Below are 22,138 nucleotides of genomic sequence, written 5' to 3'. Positions count from 1 at the left end.
ATGTCGGCCCGCCTGTTGTGGGGCGGTCGGCATTCCTGGATACCCGGAGTACAGTCATGTCAGATGTCGAACACGCGTTGCAATGGATCAAGCGCGGCGTGGAAGAGTTGTTGCCCGAAGCCGATCTTGTCGAAAAGCTGAAGACCGGGCGCCCTCTGCGGGTCAAGGCGGGCTTTGATCCTACAGCACCGGACCTGCACCTTGGGCACACTGTTCTGCTGAACAAGCTGAAGCACTTTCAGGATCTCGGCCACCACATCCTGTTTCTGATCGGCGACTTCACCGGCTCGATCGGTGATCCGACCGGCAAGAATGCGACCCGCCCTCCGCTCAGCCGTGAGCAGGTGCTCGTGAATGCCCGTACATATCAGGATCAAGTCGGAAAGATACTCGACCCCGCGCGCATGGAGGTTGTGTTCAATTCGACCTGGATGAACGACCTGGGCGCCGACGGCATGATCCGCCTCGCTTCGCGTCATACAGTGGCCCGAATGCTCGAGCGCGACGACTTTGCCAAGCGTTATGCCGGCAATCAGCCGATTGCCATCCACGAATTCCTGTACCCGCTATGCCAGGGCTATGACTCGGTCGCATTGAAGGCCGATGTGGAGCTCGGAGGGACCGATCAGAAGTTCAATCTGCTGATGGGGCGCGAGCTACAGAAGCAATATGGACAGCCGCCGCAGGTCGTACTCATGATGCCGCTGCTTGAAGGGCTGGACGGCGTCAACAAGATGTCCAAGTCCCTCGGCAACTACATCGGTGTATCCGAGCCGCCGAACGAGATCTTCGGCAAAGTGATGTCGGTGTCAGATACGCTGATGTGGCGCTATTTCGAGTTGCTGTCTTTCCGCAGCAGCACCGAGATTGAGGCGCTGCGGGACGAGACTCGGGCGGGCCGCAATCCGCGCGACGCGAAAGTGATGCTTGCGCAGGAGATCGTCGCGCGATTCCATGGCGCGCCCGCGGCTGATGCGGCGCTGCAGGACTTCGAAACCCGGTTCCGGCAGGGCGGTGTGCCAGATGATTTGCCGGAGGTGACGCTGCAGGCGCCGGCGTCCGGTTTGCCGATTGCTCAGGCATTGAAGTCCGCCGGGCTCACGGGAACGACTTCGGAAGCGTTGCGCATGATCGAGCAAGGCGGTGTGCGTCTCGACGGCGAGAAGGTTTCTGATCGCGGCCTGTTGCTTTCACCGGGTGCAAACGTGGTGGCGCAGGTCGGCAAGCGGAAATTCTGCAGGATCATTGTTGGCTAGCATCGAGCGGGTAGCCCGCTGATCGCGCGGGAGAATTTTATACGTCTGTCGTGCTGCATCTGCTCGGTCTGGGTGCAGTGCAAAAAATCTTCAGGATTCTTTCAAAAAGGTATTGACGGCCTTTCGATAATCCGTAGAATGCGCACCTCTCGTTGCTCAGCAGCGAAGCTCTTTAAAAACACAAACAGCCGATAGGTGTGGGCACGGCATGGTTGTAACGGCGTGTAGATGTCGTTTCGGGGAGACCTGGGGCGATGGAAATACGCATGACAACTAAATTGAAGTGCTCATACGAATCAAAGGTTTTAAGCGAAAGCTTATACCTGTGAATTCTGTTGAGTTTTGGGAATTAAACTGAAGAGTTTGATCCTGGCTCAGATTGAACGCTGGCGGAATGCTTTACACATGCAAGTCGAGCGGCAGCACGGGGGCAACCCTGGTGGCGAGCGGCGAACGGGTGAGTAACACATCGGAACATACCCAGTCGTGGGGGATAACACTTCGAAAGAAGTGCTAATACCGCATACGTCCTGAGGGAGAAAGCGGGGGATCTTCGGACCTCGCGCGATTGGAGTGGCCGATGTCAGATTAGCTAGTTGGTGGGGTAAAGGCCTACCAAGGCGACGATCTGTAGCTGGTCTGAGAGGACGACCAGCCACACTGGGACTGAGACACGGCCCAGACTCCTACGGGAGGCAGCAGTGGGGAATTTTGGACAATGGGGGCAACCCTGATCCAGCCATTCCGCGTGAGTGAAGAAGGCCTTCGGGTTGTAAAGCTCTTTCGGCAGGAACGAAACGGCGCGCTCTAACATAGCGCGTTAATGACGGTACCTGAAGAAGAAGCACCGGCTAACTACGTGCCAGCAGCCGCGGTAATACGTAGGGTGCGAGCGTTAATCGGAATTACTGGGCGTAAAGCGTGCGCAGGCGGTTGTGTAAGACAGGTGTGAAATCCCCGGGCTTAACCTGGGAACTGCGCTTGTGACTGCACGGCTAGAGTATGGCAGAGGGGGGTGGAATTCCACGTGTAGCAGTGAAATGCGTAGAGATGTGGAGGAACACCGATGGCGAAGGCAGCCCCCTGGGCCAATACTGACGCTCATGCACGAAAGCGTGGGGAGCAAACAGGATTAGATACCCTGGTAGTCCACGCCCTAAACGATGTCGACTAGGTGTTCGGTGAGGAGACTCATTGAGTACCGCAGCTAACGCGTGAAGTCGACCGCCTGGGGAGTACGGTCGCAAGATTAAAACTCAAAGGAATTGACGGGGACCCGCACAAGCGGTGGATGATGTGGATTAATTCGATGCAACGCGAAAAACCTTACCTACCCTTGACATGTACGGAACCCTGCTGAGAGGTGGGGGTGCTCGAAAGAGAGCCGTAACACAGGTGCTGCATGGCTGTCGTCAGCTCGTGTCGTGAGATGTTGGGTTAAGTCCCGCAACGAGCGCAACCCTTGTCATTAGTTGCTACGCAAGAGCACTCTAATGAGACTGCCGGTGACAAACCGGAGGAAGGTGGGGATGACGTCAAGTCCTCATGGCCCTTATGGGTAGGGCTTCACACGTCATACAATGGTCGGTACAGAGGGTTGCCAAGCCGCGAGGTGGAGCCAATCCCAGAAAGCCGATCGTAGTCCGGATCGCAGTCTGCAACTCGACTGCGTGAAGTCGGAATCGCTAGTAATCGCGGATCAGCATGCCGCGGTGAATACGTTCCCGGGTCTTGTACACACCGCCCGTCACACCATGGGAGTGGGTTTCACCAGAAGAGGCTAGCCTAACCGCAAGGGGGGCGGTCGCCACGGTGAGATTCATGACTGGGGTGAAGTCGTAACAAGGTAGCCGTATCGGAAGGTGCGGCTGGATCACCTCCTTTCTAGAGTCACAATCGTGTCGTGTCCACAACCTATCGGCTGTTTCAAGCAACAAGGGCAAGGAGCTCGGGCAAGTTACGGTAAATCGTGATGAGTTCGCAGTGTGAGCACCCGACCCTGGGATTACCGGGTCTGTAGCTCAGCTGGTTAGAGCACCGTCTTGATAAGGCGGGGGTCGTTGGTTCGAACCCAACCAGACCCACCAGATTGCCTGCAGAAGTACTGCGCGGTAATGGGGGATTAGCTCAGCTGGGAGAGCACCTGCTTTGCAAGCAGGGGGTCGTCGGTTCGATCCCGTCATCCTCCACCACAAACTGGTTGTTCAGACGGTTACCGGGTGGTCAGTGTCTGCTGTTGCTTGATGTGCATTTGAGTGTGAGGCGTGGAATGTAGAAATACTGTCCAGACCTCACCCGCAAGGGTGCATGGAATCTTGATCTTTAAAAATTTGGAAGAAGTAAAGGGATGTCGGCGTTTCAACCGCGTCGGCATCTCATGGGTAGTGATTGCATCGTCCCGCCACTTTGAACCAGCGGCGGGATTGATAGCGCGAGCGCTTGAGAATGATCTGTAACGTGGCGCAAGACGCAAGTCGAGCACAGCGTTATAGGGTCAAGTGAATAAGTGCATGTGGTGGATGCCTTGGCGATCACAGGCGATGAAGGACGTGCAAGCCTGCGAAAAGCGGGGGGGAGCTGGCAATGGAGCTTTGATCCCCCGATGTCCGAATGGGGAAACCCGGCCCGTAAGGGTCATCCCTGACTGAATACATAGGTCAGCGGAAGCGAACCGAGCGAACTGAAACATCTAAGTAGCTCGAGGAACAGAAATCAACCGAGATTCCCAAAGTAGTGGCGAGCGAACTGGGAGTAGCCTGCACGACTAAACCATTTACTTAACAAAACGGTCTGGAAAGTCCGACGATACAGGGTGATAGTCCCGTATGTGAAAAGTAAGTGGCGGGTCTGAGCGTGCGACAAGTAGGGCGGGACACGTGAAATCCTGTTTGAAGATGGGGGGACCATCCTCCAAGGCTAAATACTCGTGATCGACCGATAGTGAACCAGTACCGTGAGGGAAAGGCGAAAAGAACCCCGGGAGGGGAGTGAAATAGATCCTGAAACCGCATGCATACAAACAGTGGGAGCCTCGCAAGGGGTGACTGCGTACCTTTTGTATAATGGGTCAGCGACTTACGTTCAGTAGCGAGCTTAACCGAATAGGGGAGGCGTAGCGAAAGCGAGTCTGAATAGGGCGATTCAGTTGCTGGACGTAGACCCGAAACCAAGTGATCTATCCATGGCCAGGATGAAGGTGCCGTAACAGGTACTGGAGGTCCGAACCCACTAATGTTGAAAAATTAGGGGATGAGCTGTGGATAGGGGTGAAAGGCTAAACAAACTTGGAAATAGCTGGTTCTCCCCGAAAACTATTTAGGTAGTGCCTCATGTATCACTCTCGGGGGTAGAGCACTGTAATGGTTGGGGGGGTCATTGCGATCTACCCCGCCATAGCAAACTCCGAATACCGAGAAGTGCGAGCATGGGAGACAGACGGTGGGTGCTAACGTCCATCGTCAAGAGGGAAACAACCCAGACCGCCAGCTAAGGCCCCCAATGCGTGGCTAAGTGGAAAACGAGGTGGGAAGGCATAGACAGCCAGGAGGTTGGCTTAGAAGCAGCCATCCTTTAAAGAAAGCGTAATAGCTCACTGGTCGAGTCGTCCTGCGCGGAAGATGTAACGGGGCTCAAGCCACGAGCCGAAGCTGCGGATATGTCGTAAGACATATGGTAGGGGAGCGTTCTGTAAGTCTGCGAAGGTGTCTGGTAACGGATGCTGGAGATATCAGAAGTGCGAATGCTGACATGAGTAGCGATAAAGCGGGTGAAAGGCCCGCTCGCCGAAAGCCCAAGGTTTCCTACGCAACGTTCATCGGCGTAGGGTGAGTCGGCTCCTAAGGCGAGGCCGAAAGGCGTAGTCGATGGGAAACAGGTCAATATTCCTGTACCAGTCCATGATGCGATGGGGGGACGGAGAAGGTTATAGCAGCCGGGTGTTGGAAGTCCCGGTTTAAGCAGGTAGGCGTGCTGCGTAGGCAAATCCGCGCGGCTTAGCCGAGATGTGATGACGAGGACCCACGTGGTCCGAAGTGCTAGATACCACGCTTCCAAGAAAAGCCTCTAAGCTTCAGTCATGGAGTGACCGTACCGCAAACCGACACAGGTGGGCAGGATGAAAATTCTCAGGCGCTTGAGAGAACCCAGGAGAAGGAACTCGGCAAATTGATACCGTAACTTCGGGAGAAGGTATGCCCCTCGTACGTGAAGTCCCTCGCGGACGGAGCGGAAAGGGGTCGCAGAGAATCGGTGGCTGCGACTGTTTAATAAAAACACAGCACTCTGCAAACACGAAAGTGGACGTATAGGGTGTGACGCCTGCCCGGTGCCGGAAGGTTAAGTGATGGGGTGCAAGCTCTTGATCGAAGCCCCGGTAAACGGCGGCCGTAACTATAACGGTCCTAAGGTAGCGAAATTCCTTGTCGGGTAAGTTCCGACCTGCACGAATGGCGTAACGATGGCCACACTGTCTCCTCCTGGGACTCAGCGAAGTTGAAATGTTTGTGAAGATGCAATCTCCCCGCGGCTAGACGGAAAGACCCCATGAACCTTTACTGTAGCTTTGCATTGGACTTTGACGGGACTTGTGTAGGATAGGTGGGAGGCAGTGAGACGTGGTCGCCAGATCACGTGGAGCCAACCTTGAAATACCACCCTGGTGTCGTTGAGGTTCTAACCTAGGTCCGTGAATCCGGATCGGGGACCGTGCATGGCAGGCAGTTTGACTGGGGCGGTCTCCTCCTAAAAGGTAACGGAGGAGTTCGAAGGTTCGCTTGGTACGGTCGGACATCGTACCTAAAGTGCAATGGCAAAAGCGAGCTTGACTGCGAGACTGACACGTCGAGCAGGTGCGAAAGCAGGACATAGTGATCCGGTGGTTCTGTATGGAAGGGCCATCGCTCAACGGACAAAAGGTACTCTGGGGATAACAGGCTGATTCCGCCCAAGAGTTCACATCGACGGCGGAGTTTGGCACCTCGATGTCGGCTCATCACATCCTGGGGCTGTAGCCGGTCCCAAGGGTATGGCTGTTCGCCATTTAAAGTGGTACGTGAGCTGGGTTTAAAACGTCGTGAGACAGTTTGGTCCCTATCTGCCGTGGGCGCTGGAAGTTTGAGGGGACCTGCTCCTAGTACGAGAGGACCGGAGTGGACTTACCTCTGGTGTACCGGTTGTCACGCCAGTGGCATCGCCGGGTAGCTAAGTAGGGAAGAGATAAGCGCTGAAAGCATCTAAGCGCGAAACTCGCCTCAAGATGAGACTTCCCGGGGACTCGATCCCCCTGAAGGGTCGTGGAAGACCACCACGTTGATAGGCTGGGTGTGGAAGTGCAGTAATGCATTAAGCTAACCAGTACTAATTGCCCGTGCGGCTTGACCCTATAACCGTGTGTTCAACACCGCGGCTATACATCAAATTCAAAAGTGCCTCGCGCACAATCACACCATCCTTTACTTCTTCCACATGGCGGGCCAAAACCCCTCCATGACAAGCTTCAGCCTGGTGCACATAGCGCTGTGGAACCACCCCTTCCCATCCCGAACAGGACCGTGAAACGCAGCCGCGCCAATGATAGTGAGTACTACGCTCGCGAAAGTAGGTCAGTGCCAGGCTACCCTACGCTCCAACACAAAACGCCCGATCACAAAACAACGTGATCGGGCGTTCGTGTTTGCAAACAGCGAAACTGCATCAAAACAAACCCCTTCCTACACCACCCCCTTCGAACAGAGCGAAATCATGATTGCGCTCCCATGAATTCAACTCACGACGAACGCGAAACACCTCGCGCTTTCTCCGGTGTTGACCGGCTGCATGGCCGCGGAGCGCATGCAGCGCTCGAACGCGCTGCCGTACTTGTCGTCGGCATCGGCGGAGTCGGTTCATGGGCAACGGAAGCGCTCGCCCGAAGCGGCATTGGTCGTATCGCCCTCGCAGATCTTGATCACGTTGCCGAATCAAACATCAACCGCCAGATCCAGGCGCTTGTTCCGACGCTTGGCATGGCCAAGACCGAAGCCATGGCGCAACGTATCAGCGCCATCAATCCAGCTTGCGTCGTAACGACAATCGAGGATTTCGTGTCTCCGGACAATGCGGCCGAGGTGCTTGGGGCGCAGTACGATGCAGTCATTGACTGCACCGATCAGGTGTCGGCCAAGGTTGCCATGGGGCTGCACTGCCACGCGATGCGCATCCGGCTGTTCATGGCGGGGGCTGCGGGAGGGCGTACTGATCCCACGCGCATCCGATGCGCCGATCTCGCGGCCGCACAAGGCGATGCACTCCTGGCACGCGTACGGCAGCTGCTGCGCAAGAGCGGGCAGATGAACTTGCCCGACAAGGCGTCATTCGGCATCGACGTCGTGTTCTCGCCAGAGTCGATGCGTCGCCCTGAAGCGCAGAACTGCGATACCGGAAGCGCGCCGCACGGGCTGAACTGTGCCGGGTACGGCTCCAGCGTCTGCGTCACAGGCGGATTCGGCTTCGCTCTTGCCGCGGCGACGATCGATCATCTGCTCGCTCACCGAACCGCCGGATGAAACGGTTGCCGTGTGCAGCAATGCAAGACTTCCGCCCGGAAGCCCTGTACACTCTGCTTGTGCCTAACCAATAGGCACCTTCCGTCGTCACACTGACGACAGGAGGCACCCGCCTCCCCACTGGAAGTCACTCATTTGTCTGCCTGTATTGGTGTCACTCAGCTTGAGCGACGGGCCGTCGCTGGAGATCTGTTTGAACACTGAAGTCGATTTCGCCGGGCTGGGCCTGGCTGAACCGCTGTTGCGCGCCATTTCGGAAGAGGGCTACACGCAACCCACCCCCATTCAACAAAAGGCCATTCCGCTCGTGATGGCAGGGCGCGACCTGCTGGCCGCAGCGCAGACGGGTACCGGAAAGACCGCCGGATTTACGCTGCCCATCCTGCACACGCTGATCAACCGCCCGGCAAAGATTCCGCCTGGCCGCCCGCGCGTTCTGGTGCTCACGCCGACGCGCGAACTGGCTGCCCAGGTCGAGGAATCGGTACGCACCTACGGCGTGCATGCCGGCATGCGCTCGATGGTCATCTTCGGTGGCGTCGGCATGAATCCTCAGCTGCAGGGGCTGAAGCAGCGCGTCGACATTCTGGTCGCGACGCCTGGCCGTCTGCTTGATCACCTCGGCGAAAAGACGCTGGATCTGTCCGGCGTTGAAATCTTCGTGCTCGATGAAGCCGATCGCATGCTGGACATGGGTTTCATCCGTGATATCCGCAAGGTCATCGCCGCATTGCCGAAGACCCGCCAGACGCTGCTTTTTTCGGCCACCTTCTCGCCGGAGATCCGCGAGCTGGCGCATGGCCTGCTGAACAATGCCGCCGAGGTCGAGGTCGCGCCACGCAACACGACCGCCGAGCGTGTGGATCAGAGCGTCTACATGGTGGAACAGAAGCAGAAGCGCCATCTGCTTGCACATTTGATCAATACGGGCGAATGGACACAGGTGCTTGTGTTCACGCGCACCAAGCATGGCGCCAACCGGTTGGCCGAACAGCTCGACAAGCAGGGCATCAGTGCGCTGGCGATCCACGGCAACAAAAGTCAGAACGCGCGTACGCGAGCGCTGGCCGATTTCAAGAGCAATTCGCTGCGCGTGCTGGTCGCGACAGACATCGCTGCGCGCGGACTGGACATCGACCAGTTGCCGCACGTCGTCAATTTCGAACTGCCCAGCGTGCCGGAAGATTATGTGCACCGCATCGGCCGCACCGGCCGTGCCGGCGCCAGCGGCTCCGCGGTGTCTCTTGTGGATCGTGAAGAGGTCAAGCTGTTGAGCGCGATCGAAAAGGTCACTCGCCAGGCGATTCCCAAAGCGACCGCTGAAGGATTCGTGCCCGGCATCGTGGTCGAGGAACCGGACCGCGGCCCTCGTCCGCCGGGCCGCGGTGCGCGCAACACCGACTCTCCGCGTCGCAAACCGGTCGCAGGCAATGCGCCGCGCGCCAATGGTGAACGTCCGGCGCGTGCCGCTCAGCCCAAGGCTGCAGGCGGGGCTCCGGCACCGCGTGGAGCCGGTCGCGGCCCGGGCGGTGGCGCACCGCGCAACGGCAATGCAGGAGGTCGTGCGTCGGGGGCTGGCAATGGCGGTAGCGGTAACCGCGCACCCGCGCGTGCGCATGATGACGACGATGACAACCGCGGCAACCGCATCCAGCCGGCTGCCGCCGCGCCGCGCGAAGTGAATGGCAATGTGATGCCGCGTGCGGGCGATGCCCGTCGCGGCGATGCGCGCCGTCCGCAGGCGCCGGCGCTGTTTTCGCCGCGCAACCGCTCGGGTTCGCGCTGAAGGTCGCGTTCGGGCGATGCTGATGCTGGGGCTGCGAGCCGACGGTGACCGGGCGCAACGTGATGCGTGAAAGCGCGCTGCGCGTCCTGAAGGACGTGTTCGGTCATCCCGGTTTCCGCGGGGCCCAGGGCGACATCGTCGAACATGTCGCTGGCGGTGGGGACGCACTGGTACTGATGCCCACCGGCGGCGGCAAATCACTTTGCTACCAGGTTCCGGCGCTGCTGCGACCGGGAACGGCAGTGGTGGTGTCACCGCTGATCGCGCTGATGCAGGATCAGGTGGCGGCGCTGACGCTGCTCGGAGTGCGCGCCGCCTTCCTCAATTCCACGCTCGACCTCAATCAGGTACGCGACGTCGAGCGACGTCTGCTCGACGGCACGCTCGACCTGCTGTACGTCGCGCCCGAGCGGCTGAACACGCCGCGCTGCCTCGATCTGCTGAGCCACATCCGACCGGCCCTTTTCGCCATTGACGAAGCCCATTGCGTCGCGCAGTGGGGGCATGACTTCCGTCCCGAATATCTGCAGCTGTCGGTGCTGCACGAGCGCTTCCCCGACGTGCCGCGCATTGCGCTGACCGCGACCGCCGATCCGGCGACCCGTGCTGAAATCATCGAACGGCTTGCGTTGCAGGATTCGCGCGTGTTCGTGTCCAGCTTCGATCGCCCGAACATCCGCTACACCATCGTGGACAAGGACGACGCGCGCAAGCAACTGCTGCGTTTCATCCGCGCCGAGCATCCGGATGATGCAGGCATCGTCTACTGCCTCTCGCGCAAGAAGGTGGACGAAACCGCCGAATGGCTGGTTGCGCAGGGTGTGAATGCGCTGCCCTACCATGCCGGCATGGACACCCAGGCACGTGCCGCCAATCAGGCGCGCTTCCAGCGCGAGGAGGGCATCGTTGTCGTAGCCACGATCGCGTTCGGCATGGGCATCGACAAGCCGGACGTTCGCTTCGTCGCACATCTCGACCTGCCGCGTTCGATCGAAGGCTACTACCAGGAAACCGGTCGGGCCGGTCGCGACGGCACGGCGGCGGACGCCTGGATGGCTTACGGTCTGGCCGATGTGGTGCAGCAGCGTCGCTTCATCGACCAGTCGGAAGGCAATGAGGCCTTCCGACGCATTTCGAGCAGCAAGCTTGATGCGCTGCTCGGGCTGTGTGAAACCGCGCACTGCCGGCGCGTGCATCTGCTGGCCTATTTTGGCGAGCAGGGCGCGCCGTGCGGCAACTGTGACAACTGTCTGAACCCTCCGGAAACCTGGGACGCCACCGTGGCATCGCAGAAGGCGCTCTCAACCATCTACCGCACCGGCAACCGCTTCGGCGCCACCCATCTTATCGACGTGCTGCGCGGCAAGGACACCGAACGCATCCGTCAGTGGGGCCACGACAAGCTGTCGGTGCATGGCATCGGCAAGGCGGAAGACGAAAACCTTTGGCGCAGCGTGTTCCGCCAGTTGGTGGCGCTCGGGTTGGCGCGCGTCGATCAGGAATCCTTTGGTGCCCTCGTGCTCACCGACGCCGCCCGCCCGGTGCTGCGCGGCGAACAGAAGGTGACGATGCGGCGCATCGTCGAGCGTGTGAAGGACTCCGGCGCACGACGCAGTCGGGCGGCCGCTCCGATCTCGACGGAAGGCGTTGATGCCGACCTGCTTGCCGCATTGAAAGCATGGCGCCTCGACGAGGCGCGTACCCAGTCGGTGCCGGCCTACGTCATCCTGCACGACAGCACGCTGATCGAACTGGCGCGCAACCGGCCGGCTGACTGCGACGAGCTGGCCGACATCGCCGGTTTCGGTGGCCGCAAGATCGAGCGCTACGGCGACACGCTGGTAAGATTGATCTCCGAATTCACCGTGTGATCACTGCTTCAAGATTGCTGCACTGCAATAGTGCGCCTGCATCCTGCTTGTCCAAGCTGGTGCGGGTCAGAGACGACGCTGCGAATGTTAGATATTTGAAAACAGACACTTGATCCATCTCGCGCTGCTGGCCCCGATGTTGCATGTCCTTCAACTGATAATGCCATCAAGGAAGGGGTGCATCATGCGTTGCAACATCCGATCTCTTCTCCCGCGAATTGCCCTGTGTTCGACCCTGCTGGTTGCACTGCCCGTCCTTGCACATGACGCACCTGGTGCGTGCGACGGTGCAACCGGTGCGGCGACAGGCCCCGTTTGCAACGAAGTCCGGGCTTCGTCAGTTCAGAACGTCCGACAGAGCTATCCGCTTGCCGGTTTGCTCGATCAGTCGTCCGAATCCGGCCTCGGTCTTGCCTTTGCGGCAGTCATGATCGGCGCGCTTGCATTGCGTGTCGGGCTACGCTGACGCGCGGGTGACTCAAGGCGCTTCAATCCGGATGAAGCCGTCCCGGTTGGGCATGCGCAACGCAGACAGCCGTGGAGCATCCATCACCGCGTCGGCGGCAAGCACGCCATTGGCGTGCAGAAGCCATGCACTCAGCGCATACACCTCGTCCGCATTCAAGGTGCCGGGCGCACCCATCGGCTTGGCGCGACGGATGAAGTCGAACAGCGTGGTGGCATACGGCCAGTAGCTGCCTATGGTCTTGTCGGCTGCCGGATGGTCGAGCGGCCGGCTCGCACCTGTCAGTTCCTCTGCCGTACCGCCGCGCCCGTCCTTGCCGTGGCAGCCGGCGCAGTGCTGGGCGAACAGCCGCGCACCCTCTGCCACCGAACCTTGTCCGGGCGGAAGACCGCGACCGTCCGGAAACACGTTGAGCGTCTGTGCAGTCAGCGCGTCGGCAGCGATCGGCGTGCCCAACTTCGGCGCCTCGACACGCGGTGCCAGCGGCGTGGCGCAGCCGGTCAGCAACGCGATCAGCGCTCCGCCGTTAATAAGTATGCGAAACCAGTCCATCGTCCTCGACCGCCCAGGCCACGATCGCGTGGTAATGGAAATAGCCGGCCCGGCCGCGCTCCGCGATCAGTGCCGCGCGTTCCGGCTGTACATTTCCGGCTTCATCGGTGGCGCGGCTTTTCAGCACCGCCGGCTTGCCGTCCCAGCGCCACGGCAGGCGAAAACGCGTGAAGCAGCGCGGCAATGCGGGTGACTGCAACGCCGCGTCGGTCCAGTGGCGACCATTGTCGGCCGACACTTCAACCCGCGCGATGCGTCCGTGACCGCTCCAGGCCAGACCGGTGATCTGATACACGTCCGGCTGGCGCAGTGTCTGTCCATGCGAAGGCGACGTGATCAACGACTTGCAACCCATCGTGAAGGTGAACTGGCGTGCCTTGCCGGACGGCAGCAACTCGGTGTACTTCGAGGTCTCGTTGCGCGACATTACCGGCTGGTCGGCGACTTCCAGCCGCTGCAACCACTTCACATGCAGCACGCCTTCCCAGCCGGGCACGATGAGCCGCATCGGATAACCATTTTCCGGGCGCAGCCGTTCGCCGTTCTGGTACAGCCCGATCAGGCAGTCTTCGCGCATCTTGCCGAGCGGTATGCTCATGTTCATCGCCCCGGCATCCGCCCCTTCGGCGATCACCCAAGAGGCTTCCGGATCCACCCCGGCCTCGTCGAGAAGGATGGACAGCGGCACACCCGTCCATTCGGCGCACGACACCAGGCCATGCACCGAACCGGCCGGGCGCTGTATCGGTTCGGCGTGCCAGCCGGCGTTGCTGTTGCCGCCGCATTCGATGAACAGCACCTGCGAGCGCATCGGGTAGCGCAGCAGCGACTTCACGTCGAAGCTCAGCGGTTGGCGCACCCGGCCATGCACGACCAGACGGTGCTGCACCGGATCGATCTGCGGTACGCCGTTGTGGTGGCGCTCGAAATGCAGGCCGTTCGGCGTGATCGTGCCTTCGAGTTCTTCCAGCGGGGTGAACGACACGCCGTTTCCGGCAACCGCGCGGTTGGCGCCGATGCGCCGTGCGGTGTAGCGCTCGTGCGGCGAAGGCTGTCCGTAGACAGAAAAGGGCTGGCCCGGCACATGCAGCCAGGGCAGATCGCCGCCGGACTGTGCTGCCGGTGCGCCGGCCGCTGCAGTGGCACCTGCAAGCGCAGCGCCCTGCCTCAGGAACCGGCGCCGGTCGAGCCGCTGTTCGCCTATGCCAACGGGCGGCTGATCAGGGTTGCCGTTCGGGTGTCGTGCCATCGCGTCCGCTACAGAAACAGGGTCAGTACGCCAGTGTAGCCATACAGCTGATCATGCGAAATCTCGCCGCCGGCGAAGAAGCCGGCCACTGGCAGGCCTGGGAACACGGCTTCCAGCATGTCCGGTTCGGCGTTGTCGTTGCCGAACATGTGCTCGCCGCGCGCCGCACATGACACATACAGCGCCGCTTTCGGTGGCGCATCGAGCGAATCGCGCAGCTCATGCAGCATGCGCATCATGTCGGCGCGTGCGCAGTCGCCATCGCGCCGGTAGAAGCGAATGCGCTGCCCGACCTCGACGGCATCGTTGATGGCGAACACGCCGCTTGCCGGATCGAGCGCGATCACATTGCGTACCCTGAACTCGGCGTCGTCACGCCCCGGAATGCCCAGTCCGGGAAGGATGTAGCGTGCAGCACGGCGCAGATCCTGGCCGAGCGAAGTACCGGCCGCTTCAAGGAAGGCATCGAGCGCAGGCCGTCCATCGATCTCGGTCACCACGTTCTGGTCGCAGGCGGTGACGATGCGTGCCTGGCCGACGGCGCAACAGCCTTGTGTCAGCCTGGTCGTGATGCTCACCTGCTCGTTGAAGGCCACGCCGCTGATGCCGCCGTACAGTGCGCCGTTGGCGATCATCGGCGCCTGGCCGCGCGACAGTGCCAGCCCGCCGGTAATGAAACCGCTCGACACCTTGGTTGCCATGTCGGTGATCAGGTCGCTCATGTCCGGCGTCGACGGGTCTGCGTGTACGACGGCGAAGTAAGGCTGCTCGCGCCCCGCATCAATGCCCAGCATGTTGGGCAGGCGATCGCGCCCCGAAAAGACCTGGAAGCTGCCCTCGGGCAGGCAGGCGACCAGCAGCGCCAGACCGGGGTGGTTCTGTGCGGCGCTGCTTCGGCCGATCACGCCGAGCGAGCAGGTGCCGACCCAGTTGGGGATGCCGGTCAGCAGCGTCAGCCGGTCAACCATGGCCTGCACGTCGCTGCCGTACTGATCGGTGAAATAAACGAAACCGAGATTGGCGCCGCCGGGAATGTCCAGTGCGCCAAGAGCCCGGTCCATCGCAACCGGCCAGTCTTCATGAAAGGCGGTGCTCGCTGCAAAGGTATTCACGGACTAGTTCCTGCGGCTGTTATCCATCACTGGGTGGGGCCTGATTGACGTCCGGTGCGGCGGCGGGCGGGGGGGCGGCACTGTTCTGCATCACCGACCATGGCCACATGGCCGCATTGCCGAACGCCTGCATCGGGTTTGCGGCAGTGGCGGGCGCGGGTGCGGTGCCTCCGGCGTGCGCCGCCATCGCCTGCATCGTCGCCAGTGTGGCGCGCTGGACTTCCAGCCCCTGGATGCTGGTCTGCAGCATGCCCATGTTCATGCGCAGCCAGCCTTCGACTGCCTTGAGATCGGCAATCCGCTTGTCGAGTTCGCCCACGTCGAGCGTCGGCGTCACGAAACCGGGTACCGGGAAGGGCATCTGCCCCCATACCGAGCGGAGAAATTCCATTGGATCGTACTGGGAAGGATCGCCAGCCATGTCGTCACCTCTGTCGCGGAATGTCGGCAAAGCATAGCAGCGGCGCGCGAGGTGAGCGCGCTTCCCGTCCCCGGATCGTTTCAGCCGCCATGCAAAGCCGGCGCACAAAAGAAAACGCGGCCTTTGCAGACCGCGTCAAGGGGACACAACGTGCACAACAACTTCATTCTGTTAAACGGGATGTCGGGCAGCAATCGTCCTTTCGGTCTAGACCTGTGCATGCCTCAGGCCTTCACGGCTTCCTTCAGCTTGAACTGGATCAGCGTGCGCAGCTTGGCCGGCATGACCGGCTTGAGCAGCAGGTGATGGCCGAGATCGCGCGCTTCTTCCAGCCGCTCCGGCGTCGCGCTGCCGGTCACAAGAATGGCCGGGATCTCGGTGCCGAAATGCCGGCGAACCGCGGTCACCACTTCCGGTCCGATTTCACCGTCGCGCAACTGATAGTCGGCAATGATCAGGTCGGGTGGCGCGTTGCGTGCTGTGACCTGCGCCATGGCCTCGGCTGCGGTACCGGCGATCAGCGCTTCCGCCCCCCAACTGCCGAGCAGCGCGCTCATGCCGTCGACGATGCTTGCCTCGTCGTCGATTACCAGAATGCAGCGCCCGCCCAGATCGGCCTGGCTGCGCTCGGCTCGGGCCGCTGCGACGCGCACGACTGGCGCGCGCCCCATCGGAACATCAACCCGGAACACTGTTCCACGACCGGGGCGTGACGACAGGCTGACCGGATGGCCGAGCAGCGCTGCCAGCCGCTGCACGATGGACAAGCCGAGCCCGAGTCCCTTGCGACGGTCGCGCTCCGCGTTCGCCAGCTGTACGAACTCTTCGAAGATGCGCGCCTGATCGTCGGGCGCAATGCCCATGCCGGTATCCCACACCTCGAATCGAAGCCTGCCCCTGCGCAGCCGGGTGCTGACCAGTACGCCACCGCTGCGCGTGTAGCGCATTGCGTTGGAAATCAGGTTGCGCAGGATGCGTTCCAGCAGCACCGGGTCGCTGCGTACCCAGGCACTTCGCGATGGCATGCGGAACGACAGCCCGCGGTCGAACGCTTCCGGCTCGAAGTCCATGCGCAGTCGGTCGAACAGTGCCGTGACCGAAACGTCGGTGATTTCCGGCTTCACCTTGCCGGAGTCGATCTTCGAAATGTCGAGCAATTCGTTGAACAGGCCTTCCAGCGCCTCGACCGAACTGCTGATGCTGGTCACCAGATTGGCCACGTCGGGTTCGCGTGCCTTGGCCGACAGGGCGGCGGCGAAAAGGCCCATCGCGTGCAACGGCTGGCGCAGGTCATGGCTGGCTGCAGCAAAGAACTGACTTTTCGCACGGCTGGCCTGATCGGCGCGGTCGCGCGCCTGCGACAGTTCGATATTCTGTGCCTCCAGCCGTTTGCTCAGCACCTCATTGGCGTAGCGGCTGCGCAGCGCGCGTTCGATCAGCGCATTGAAATTGCGGCCCACCTTCCATAGCGCGATCATGAGCACGGTCACGATGAACGCGATCAGCAGGTCATAACGACCGCCTTCCCATATGTAGCGCGCGATTACCGGCAACAGTGTCGTGAACAGGAAGGCGTAGTAGCTCGGCAGATGCATCGACGTGATGGCCACCGCCACACCGCACACCGACACCAGCAGCGACATCAGCACGATCTGTTGCTGCGGTGCATCCGGGCTGAAGAACAGCCACAGTGTGGAACTCCACAGCACACCCGAAACCACTGCGCCGGCCAGCCAGTAGTTGCCCCAGCGCGGCGCATCGTCGGCATTCGGAGCGGCGCGGTTGTACATCCGCAGCAGCACCAGACGCGAAATCTGGTTGGCAACCGACGCGGCAAACCAGATCGCGACCGTCATCAGCGGGAAGGCGGTGTACATGGTGATCGCCACCAGCACCGTGCCGAGCACCTGGCCGCCGAAGGCGGTGCGCAGGTTGGCGTACAGCATGTCTATCTGGGTGGCGCGCACCTGCTTGTCGAGCAGCGCCTGTTCCAGCGCATCGAGCCGGGCTGCCGCATCGCCGCGTTCGCGGGTCAGCGATTCGATCGTCGTCTTTTCGGGCACCGTAGTGCCCGGCTGCACCGTCATTGCGTACCGCCCGACGGACCGAGCTTGAGGCCGATGCGGCTTGCCGCGACGACAGCCTGGGTGCGGTTGGTGGCGCCGAGCGCCTTCAGGATCGCCGTGATGTGTACCTTTACCGTGCCTTCGGCAAGATTCAGTTCGCGGCAGATTTCCTTGTTCGGCATGCCCTGAACCATCAGCGTCAGCACTTCGGACTGGCGTTCGGTCAAACCGATGTCCGATGCGGTCTGCGGCTTGCGCGGGGCGTCATCGCGCCGAGGTGCGCCGAGACCATATTCGCCCGCGATCGCCTGGCGCGGCACGTACACGCCGCCGGACAGCACGAGGCGCAGTGCGCCCAACAGCACCTCATTGCTGCTGGACTTCGGAATGAAGCCCATGGCGCCTTCGTCGAGTGACGAAATGACGGTGTCCGTGTCGTCGAAGCCCGACAGCACCACGATCGGAAGTGCCGGTTGCGCCGAGCGGAAGGTGCGCAGCGCATTCATGCCGCTGCAACCGGGCAGAGTCAGGTCGAGCAGTGCGAGGTCGAGATCCGGATGCTGATCGGCCAGTGCCAGGCCGCTCTCCAGGTCCGACGCGTCATACAGCCGGATGTCGGCGGCGAGGCCGGGCAACACGTGGCGCAGTGCCTCGCGGATCAACGGATGGTCATCAACGATCAGAATCTTCATGGTGCTTGCGCAGGGGTGTCATTTACCAGCTTACCTTTTCACAGGCATCCATGATGGCGGAAACGACACGATACCGCGCTGAAAAATATAACTTAAGACGTAGTCTCTATGGATGAACCAGGCTGGGTTTGCGCGCGATTAGAATCGATGTGCAGCACATCCGGGCATATGTTTCGTGGGCCCGCATCATGTGAGCCGGAGCGGTCATGCTGCGATCAGCCGAGCAAAGGAGCTTCCGTTGGGTTGCATATTGGTCATAGACGACCACGCGCTGGTGCGCGAGGGGCTGGCGCAGACACTTTCCCGACTGGGCGGGACCCTGAGCGTCATAGAGGCGACCGACGCGGCGCACGCGCTCACACTGATCGACGAACGCGACGACATCGATCTGGTGATCACCGACCTGATCATGCCGGGAATGAACGGATTTTCGTTGCTAGCGACGCTGCGCGAGCGCGACCCTTCGCTACCGGTGCTGGTGGTGTCGGCACTCAGTGACAAACCGACTGTTAACCGGGCCATGCGTCACGGGGCCTCAGGTTTCGTGTCGAAGGGCGATTCGGGTGCGCAACTGGTCGAGGCGGTGCGCGAAGTGCTCGATGGCAATCTCTATACGCCACCCGCGCGGTCGAAGGTTGACGATCGTCCGGCGACCAATGGCCTGACGCGTGCGCAGCAGCGCGTGCTGCTGCTGCTGGCCGAGGGGTGCAGCAATCGTGAAATCGCCGAGTCGCTGGGACTGGCCGAAGGCACCGTCAAGGTGCACGTGAGCCGCATCCTGAGTGCCTACAAGGTGGCTTCGCGCGCCCAGTTGCTGATCGCACTGGCGCGCGAGCAAGCTCGCCGGCGCTCGCACTGACCCGCGCGCGCCGCTGAGTGGCCAGTCAGTGGGCGCCGATCGCGGCGTCCACCTCGCGCCGGGACTGCGTCCGGGCGTGTTCGTCCATCGTGTCCTCGGCATCGATATCCACTTCCTCGTGCTCGATGCGCAGGATGTCGAGCACCGGTGCGGCAACCCTGCGGCAGGCATTGGCCAGCGGCGACGGCAGCGTGTCCGGGATGCGCTTCTGCAGCAGTTGCTTTGACGACGAAATTGCGAACACCGGCTCCAGAATGCGGTTGCGGTAGGCACCGAGCTGAGCTTCGATAGTTCGGTCGGCCGCTTCGCGTGCCCAGCTGTTCGTCGGCCACTGCATCGGCAACGCCAGCGCGCGCGGAAAGGCTTCCAGATCCTGCTGCACGGTGCGCATGTCCTCGTGCGAATCGCGGAACGGCAACAGCACCAGGTGTGCGAGGCTGTAGAGATGGCGGTCCATGTCGCTGCGATTGGCGCCGCCATCGATGACGCCGATCCATTTGTTCAGGCCGCGGATCTTCTCCACCACCTTGGCCAGTGCATCGCGTGACCGCGCATCGGCAGTGAGGTAGCGGCGCCCTTCCGGATCCAGCGGTTCGCGGCCGATGTCGGTCAGCACGCATACCGAACGCTGGTTAAGCAGCCCCAGCCCCTGACAGAGCATGTGCGACAGCGTGGTCTTGCCGGTGCCGCCCTTGTTTCCGATGACGCAGATGATTTCAGCCATGGTGATGGTCCCCGTCGGATCCAGTGCAGTTCGATGAGTGATTGTTACGCGACCAGTCCGCCGGCATCGCCCGGAAGTGCGGCCGGAACCGGCGCCAATTCCGCGTTCGCGCCCGTTGCAGCAGGTTCGTTGTTGCTGCGTCGGCAGGCAAAACTGTAGACATACAGCTCGCGTGCTCCGGGTTCGCCCTCGACGATGCGGTCCGCGCTCAGTCCGGGTATTTCGAAGCTGTTGGCGATCAGCAGCGCACCGGGGCGCATTTCCAGCGCTGCCTTGCGCCCCAGCTTCGGCATCGGAACCGGTGACAGGAAGGCATACACCACGTCGAAGTGACCGAGATGGGCAGACCACAGGTCAGCGCGACGTATGGTCACGTTCGGCAGGTGGCGGTTGCGCAGATGGGCGATCAGCCAGGGCAGCGGTGCGTTCTCGATGCCGGTGAAGCGGCAGTCCGGGCGCGACATGGCCAGCCGACGCAACAGGCTGCCGGTGCCGCAGCCCAGATCGACCAGGTGTATCGGCTTGTCCTGCGGCAGTGTCAGGAGCAGCGCGCGTGCGGTCGCCCGATTGGTCAGGAACAGCGGTACCCGTGTCCGGAAGGTCGACCAGAAGATGGCCGACAGTGCGATGAAGGCGAACAGATACCAGGCGGGCGCGATGTCGAGCGCGCGCGCGCCGACCACCAGAGGCGAAAAAAGCAGGTGGATGATGACCCACCAGCGCGGCGCACCCATGGCCAGCGCCAGCGCAGCTGCGATGCCGCCCTGCATGATGACGACCGCAGTCAGGCCGGCGGGTGGCGACACGGTGTACAGCAGGGCGAACACGGCAACGGCCCACGCGATGAACTGCACGGTTAGGGCGCGGAACAGGTGCATGGCAGATGGCCCACGGAACGCAATGCGACAACGGTACTCCGTGTGATGCCGGTCACAGGCGTCGATAAGCGAGCCCTATCTGCCGTATTCCCGGGTTTCTGTCCCGAGCGGGCCCGCGCCTGCGGCCAGCCTGCGCACCCGGCCAGATGCTCAACTGTCGGTTGCGCGCTGTAACGCTGCCAGCCACACCAGCGCATGGGCACGTCCGTCGCCGCACATGTCGGCCGACGGTTGCAGGCCGCCGCAGCACGCAGGGCGCTCGGGCAAACCGAAAATGCGGCAGCGCTCGTGTTCGTCAAGTTGTATGCAGCGGACACCGGCGGGCTTGCCTTGAGGCATGCCCGGAATCGGGCTGGAAATGGAAGGTGCGATGCAGCAGGCGCCGCAGCCGTCGCGGCACTTCATGGCAGGCCTCGCGGCGTACGATGGCACGCATCGCGCTGCGCGAGCAGCTTGCGTATCGGCGCCGGCAGCGCCGCCTCGGTGGCGCCATCAAGCGGCTGCCAGTGCAGCGCGGTTTCAGCGGCCAGCAGAGGTGCTGCGCTGTTCCCCATGGATACATGCAGCGGCACCAGATGCAACTCGAAATGCGTGAAACCGTGGACCACCGGCGACATCGCCTCGACGGCGTGGTCCGACAGACCGTGGCTCGCCAGCCAGCGTCCTGCTTCGACGAGCGCATCGGGCAGGGTTTGCGCCGCCAGTTCCGGCAGGCTCAGCAGGCCGCCCCAGATACCCTGGCCTGGGCGGCGTTCCAGCAGCACGCGGCCTGCGCACTCGATCAGCAGTGCAAAGCGCAGACGTTGCGGCCGCACCTTCGCCGGGCGCGGCGCCGGCAATTCCCGCTGGCGGGTGTCGCGCCGAGCCACACATCTGTCGCGGAGCGGACAGTCAGCGCAGCGCGGGCGGCCGCGCGTGCACACTGTGGCGCCCAGATCCATCAAGGCCTGTGTATATGCAGCGCCGTTGCACGCCGGCATCAGTCCGCGTGCCAGCGCCCACATCTGCTGTTCGACCGCACGCGCGCCCGGAAAGCCTTCGATGCCGAACACGCGGGCGAATACCCGCTTCACATTGCCGTCGAGTATCGGTTCGTGCGCGCCAAAGCAGAAGGTGGCGATGGCGGCGCCGGTCGAGCGGCCGATGCCGGGCAGACTGGTGATGTCGTCGACCGCCGCCGGGAAGCGCCCGTCGAAGCGCTGCATGACCTCGCGCGCTGCCCGGTGCAGATTGCGCGCGCGCGCGTAGTAGCCCAACCCGCTCCATGACTCCATGACACTGCCTTCGTCGGCCGCCGCAAGCGCAGCCAGCGTCGGGAAGCGCGCCATGAAGCGGGCGTAGTAGCCGATCACCGTCTGCACCTGGGTCTGCTGCAGCATGATCTCCGACACCCATACCCCGTAGGCGTCGCCGTTCTGCCAGGGCAGGTCGTGGCGGCCGTGCAGACGCTGCCAGCGCACCAGCGTCGGGGCGAAATCGTCGGCCTGCAAGTCGGGGGATTCGTCGGTTTGTGGCGCCATGTCGTGTCGTGAGGCGTGGTTCGGCAGCGGATTGTAGGCGTCGAGCGCTGGCCGGCCGTGCAAAAGCGGCGATAATCTGCGCTCACAAACGTTAGTCCGCCTGATGACCTACCCGACCGCCCGACCCGCGCGTGCTGCCGTGCA

The 22,138-nt window shown here is 61.9% G+C and carries 15 protein-coding genes, 2 tRNA genes and 3 rRNA genes; 10 read left to right on the top strand and 10 right to left on the bottom strand.

Annotation, left to right across the window (positions count from 1 at the left end):
* The first annotated feature begins 56 nt into the window (after positions 1-56).
* The 9 genes from tyrS (at position 57) to recQ (ending at position 11,455) form a co-directional block, all read left to right on the top strand.
* Positions 57-1,256 (top strand): tyrosine--tRNA ligase, encoded by a 1,200-nt coding sequence (gene tyrS, locus BSY238_RS07035; protein WP_069038500.1) that lies wholly within the window; start codon positions 57-59, stop codon positions 1,254-1,256.
* A gap of 351 nt (positions 1,257-1,607) precedes the next feature.
* Positions 1,608-3,140, top strand: a 16S ribosomal RNA gene (locus BSY238_RS07030).
* A gap of 126 nt (positions 3,141-3,266) precedes the next feature.
* Positions 3,267-3,343, top strand: a tRNA-Ile gene (locus BSY238_RS07025).
* 29 nt (positions 3,344-3,372) lie between these two features.
* Positions 3,373-3,448: transfer RNA gene (locus BSY238_RS07020), tRNA-Ala, on the top strand.
* 300 nt (positions 3,449-3,748) lie between these two features.
* Positions 3,749-6,636, top strand: a 23S ribosomal RNA gene (locus BSY238_RS07015).
* Between the two features lie 118 nt (positions 6,637-6,754).
* A 5S ribosomal RNA gene (rrf, locus tag BSY238_RS07010) occupies positions 6,755-6,868 on the top strand.
* Together the 16S, 23S and 5S rRNA genes with 2 tRNA genes alongside form the textbook arrangement of a ribosomal RNA operon.
* Before the next feature lie 141 nt (positions 6,869-7,009).
* Entirely contained in the window at positions 7,010-7,798 is a 789-nt protein-coding gene (locus tag BSY238_RS07005; protein WP_069038499.1) for a tRNA threonylcarbamoyladenosine dehydratase, read from the top strand.
* Between the two features lie 193 nt (positions 7,799-7,991).
* On the top strand, positions 7,992-9,584 hold the full coding sequence (locus BSY238_RS07000; RefSeq protein ID WP_069040525.1) for a DEAD/DEAH box helicase: 1,593 nt from the start codon (positions 7,992-7,994) through the stop codon (positions 9,582-9,584).
* Positions 9,585-9,646: 62 nt separating this feature from the next.
* Positions 9,647-11,455 carry a DNA helicase RecQ gene (gene recQ / locus BSY238_RS06995; protein ID WP_069040524.1) on the top strand — a complete coding sequence of 603 codons (1,809 nt, stop codon included), beginning with the start codon at positions 9,647-9,649 and terminating at the stop codon, positions 11,453-11,455.
* 478 nt (positions 11,456-11,933) lie between these two features.
* Here recQ and BSY238_RS06990 read toward each other — a convergent pair whose 3' ends face one another.
* The 6 genes from BSY238_RS06990 to BSY238_RS06965 form a co-directional block, all read right to left on the bottom strand.
* Entirely contained in the window at positions 11,934-12,473 is a 540-nt protein-coding gene (locus tag BSY238_RS06990) for a c-type cytochrome (protein WP_069038498.1), read from the bottom strand.
* Complete coding sequence (soxC, locus tag BSY238_RS06985; RefSeq protein ID WP_083223952.1) at positions 12,448-13,722, bottom strand: sulfite dehydrogenase; 1,275 nt, start codon at positions 13,720-13,722, stop codon at positions 12,448-12,450. Before soxC ends, BSY238_RS06990 begins: the two co-directional genes overlap by 26 nt.
* Positions 13,723-13,730: 8 nt before the next feature.
* Positions 13,731-14,834 carry an FIST signal transduction protein gene (locus BSY238_RS06980; RefSeq protein ID WP_150123896.1) on the bottom strand — a complete coding sequence of 368 codons (1,104 nt, stop codon included), beginning with the start codon at positions 14,832-14,834 and terminating at the stop codon, positions 13,731-13,733.
* A gap of 19 nt (positions 14,835-14,853) precedes the next feature.
* Entirely contained in the window at positions 14,854-15,225 is a 372-nt protein-coding gene (locus BSY238_RS06975) for a PhaM family polyhydroxyalkanoate granule multifunctional regulatory protein (protein ID WP_223300304.1), read from the bottom strand.
* Positions 15,226-15,479: 254 nt separating this feature from the next.
* The gene (locus tag BSY238_RS06970) at positions 15,480-17,342 is read right to left on the bottom strand and encodes an ATP-binding response regulator (RefSeq protein ID WP_069038495.1); all 1,863 of its coding nucleotides are present in this window, start codon (positions 17,340-17,342) and stop codon (positions 15,480-15,482) included.
* Positions 17,339-18,013 carry a response regulator gene (locus tag BSY238_RS06965; RefSeq protein WP_069038494.1) on the bottom strand — a complete coding sequence of 225 codons (675 nt, stop codon included), beginning with the start codon at positions 18,011-18,013 and terminating at the stop codon, positions 17,339-17,341. The genes BSY238_RS06970 and BSY238_RS06965 overlap by 4 nt, the downstream gene beginning before the upstream one ends.
* Before the next feature lie 238 nt (positions 18,014-18,251).
* On the opposite strand from BSY238_RS06965, the gene BSY238_RS06960 reads away from it, so the two are divergent.
* Positions 18,252-18,872 (top strand): response regulator transcription factor, encoded by a 621-nt coding sequence (locus tag BSY238_RS06960; protein ID WP_069038493.1) that lies wholly within the window; start codon positions 18,252-18,254, stop codon positions 18,870-18,872.
* A gap of 25 nt (positions 18,873-18,897) precedes the next feature.
* Here BSY238_RS06960 and BSY238_RS06955 read toward each other — a convergent pair whose 3' ends face one another.
* The 4 genes from BSY238_RS06955 to mutY all read right to left on the bottom strand — a co-directional run bounded on the left by BSY238_RS06955 (position 18,898) and on the right by mutY (position 21,994).
* A complete protein-coding gene (locus tag BSY238_RS06955; RefSeq protein WP_069038492.1) occupies positions 18,898-19,596 on the bottom strand; it encodes a hypothetical protein in 699 nt (232 codons plus the stop codon).
* A 44-nt stretch (positions 19,597-19,640) separates the two neighbouring features.
* A complete protein-coding gene (locus BSY238_RS06950; protein ID WP_069038491.1) occupies positions 19,641-20,474 on the bottom strand; it encodes a class I SAM-dependent methyltransferase in 834 nt (277 codons plus the stop codon).
* Between the two features lie 150 nt (positions 20,475-20,624).
* On the bottom strand, positions 20,625-20,879 hold the full coding sequence (locus BSY238_RS06945; protein ID WP_069038490.1) for a YkgJ family cysteine cluster protein: 255 nt from the start codon (positions 20,877-20,879) through the stop codon (positions 20,625-20,627).
* A complete protein-coding gene (gene mutY, locus BSY238_RS06940) occupies positions 20,876-21,994 on the bottom strand; it encodes an A/G-specific adenine glycosylase (protein WP_069040522.1) in 1,119 nt (372 codons plus the stop codon). Before mutY ends, BSY238_RS06945 begins: the two co-directional genes overlap by 4 nt.
* Positions 21,995-22,138: the final 144 nt, after the last annotated feature.

The sequence above is a fragment of the Methyloversatilis sp. RAC08 genome (assembly GCF_001713355.1).
Taxonomy (GTDB): Bacteria; Pseudomonadota; Gammaproteobacteria; order Burkholderiales; family Rhodocyclaceae; genus Methyloversatilis.
Note: the sequence above shows the minus strand (reverse complement) of the source record. Positions and strands in the feature narration are given on the sequence as shown.

What these genes read in the sequence shown, in the direction of transcription:
- BSY238_RS06955 (WP_069038492.1), bottom strand. Translation starts at nt 19,596, where the DNA reads ATGGCTGAAATCATCTGCGTCATCGGAAACAAGGGCGGCACCGGCAAG.
- BSY238_RS06965 (WP_069038494.1), bottom strand. Translation starts at nt 18,013, where the DNA reads ATGAAGATTCTGATCGTTGATGACCATCCGTTGATCCGCGAGGCACTG.
- tyrS (WP_069038500.1), top strand. Translation starts at nt 57, where the DNA reads ATGTCAGATGTCGAACACGCGTTGCAATGGATCAAGCGCGGCGTGGAA.
- BSY238_RS06970 (WP_069038495.1), bottom strand. Translation starts at nt 17,342, where the DNA reads ATGACGGTGCAGCCGGGCACTACGGTGCCCGAAAAGACGACGATCGAA.
- BSY238_RS06975 (WP_223300304.1), bottom strand. Translation starts at nt 15,225, where the DNA reads ATGGAATTTCTCCGCTCGGTATGGGGGCAGATGCCCTTCCCGGTACCC.
- mutY (WP_069040522.1), bottom strand. Translation starts at nt 21,994, where the DNA reads ATGGCGCCACAAACCGACGAATCCCCCGACTTGCAGGCCGACGATTTC.
- BSY238_RS06945 (WP_069038490.1), bottom strand. Translation starts at nt 20,879, where the DNA reads ATGAAGTGCCGCGACGGCTGCGGCGCCTGCTGCATCGCACCTTCCATT.
- BSY238_RS06950 (WP_069038491.1), bottom strand. Translation starts at nt 20,474, where the DNA reads ATGCACCTGTTCCGCGCCCTAACCGTGCAGTTCATCGCGTGGGCCGTT.
- BSY238_RS06990 (WP_069038498.1), bottom strand. Translation starts at nt 12,473, where the DNA reads ATGGACTGGTTTCGCATACTTATTAACGGCGGAGCGCTGATCGCGTTG.
- recQ (WP_069040524.1), top strand. Translation starts at nt 9,647, where the DNA reads ATGCGTGAAAGCGCGCTGCGCGTCCTGAAGGACGTGTTCGGTCATCCC.
- soxC (WP_083223952.1), bottom strand. Translation starts at nt 13,722, where the DNA reads ATGGCACGACACCCGAACGGCAACCCTGATCAGCCGCCCGTTGGCATA.
- BSY238_RS07005 (WP_069038499.1), top strand. Translation starts at nt 7,010, where the DNA reads ATGAATTCAACTCACGACGAACGCGAAACACCTCGCGCTTTCTCCGGT.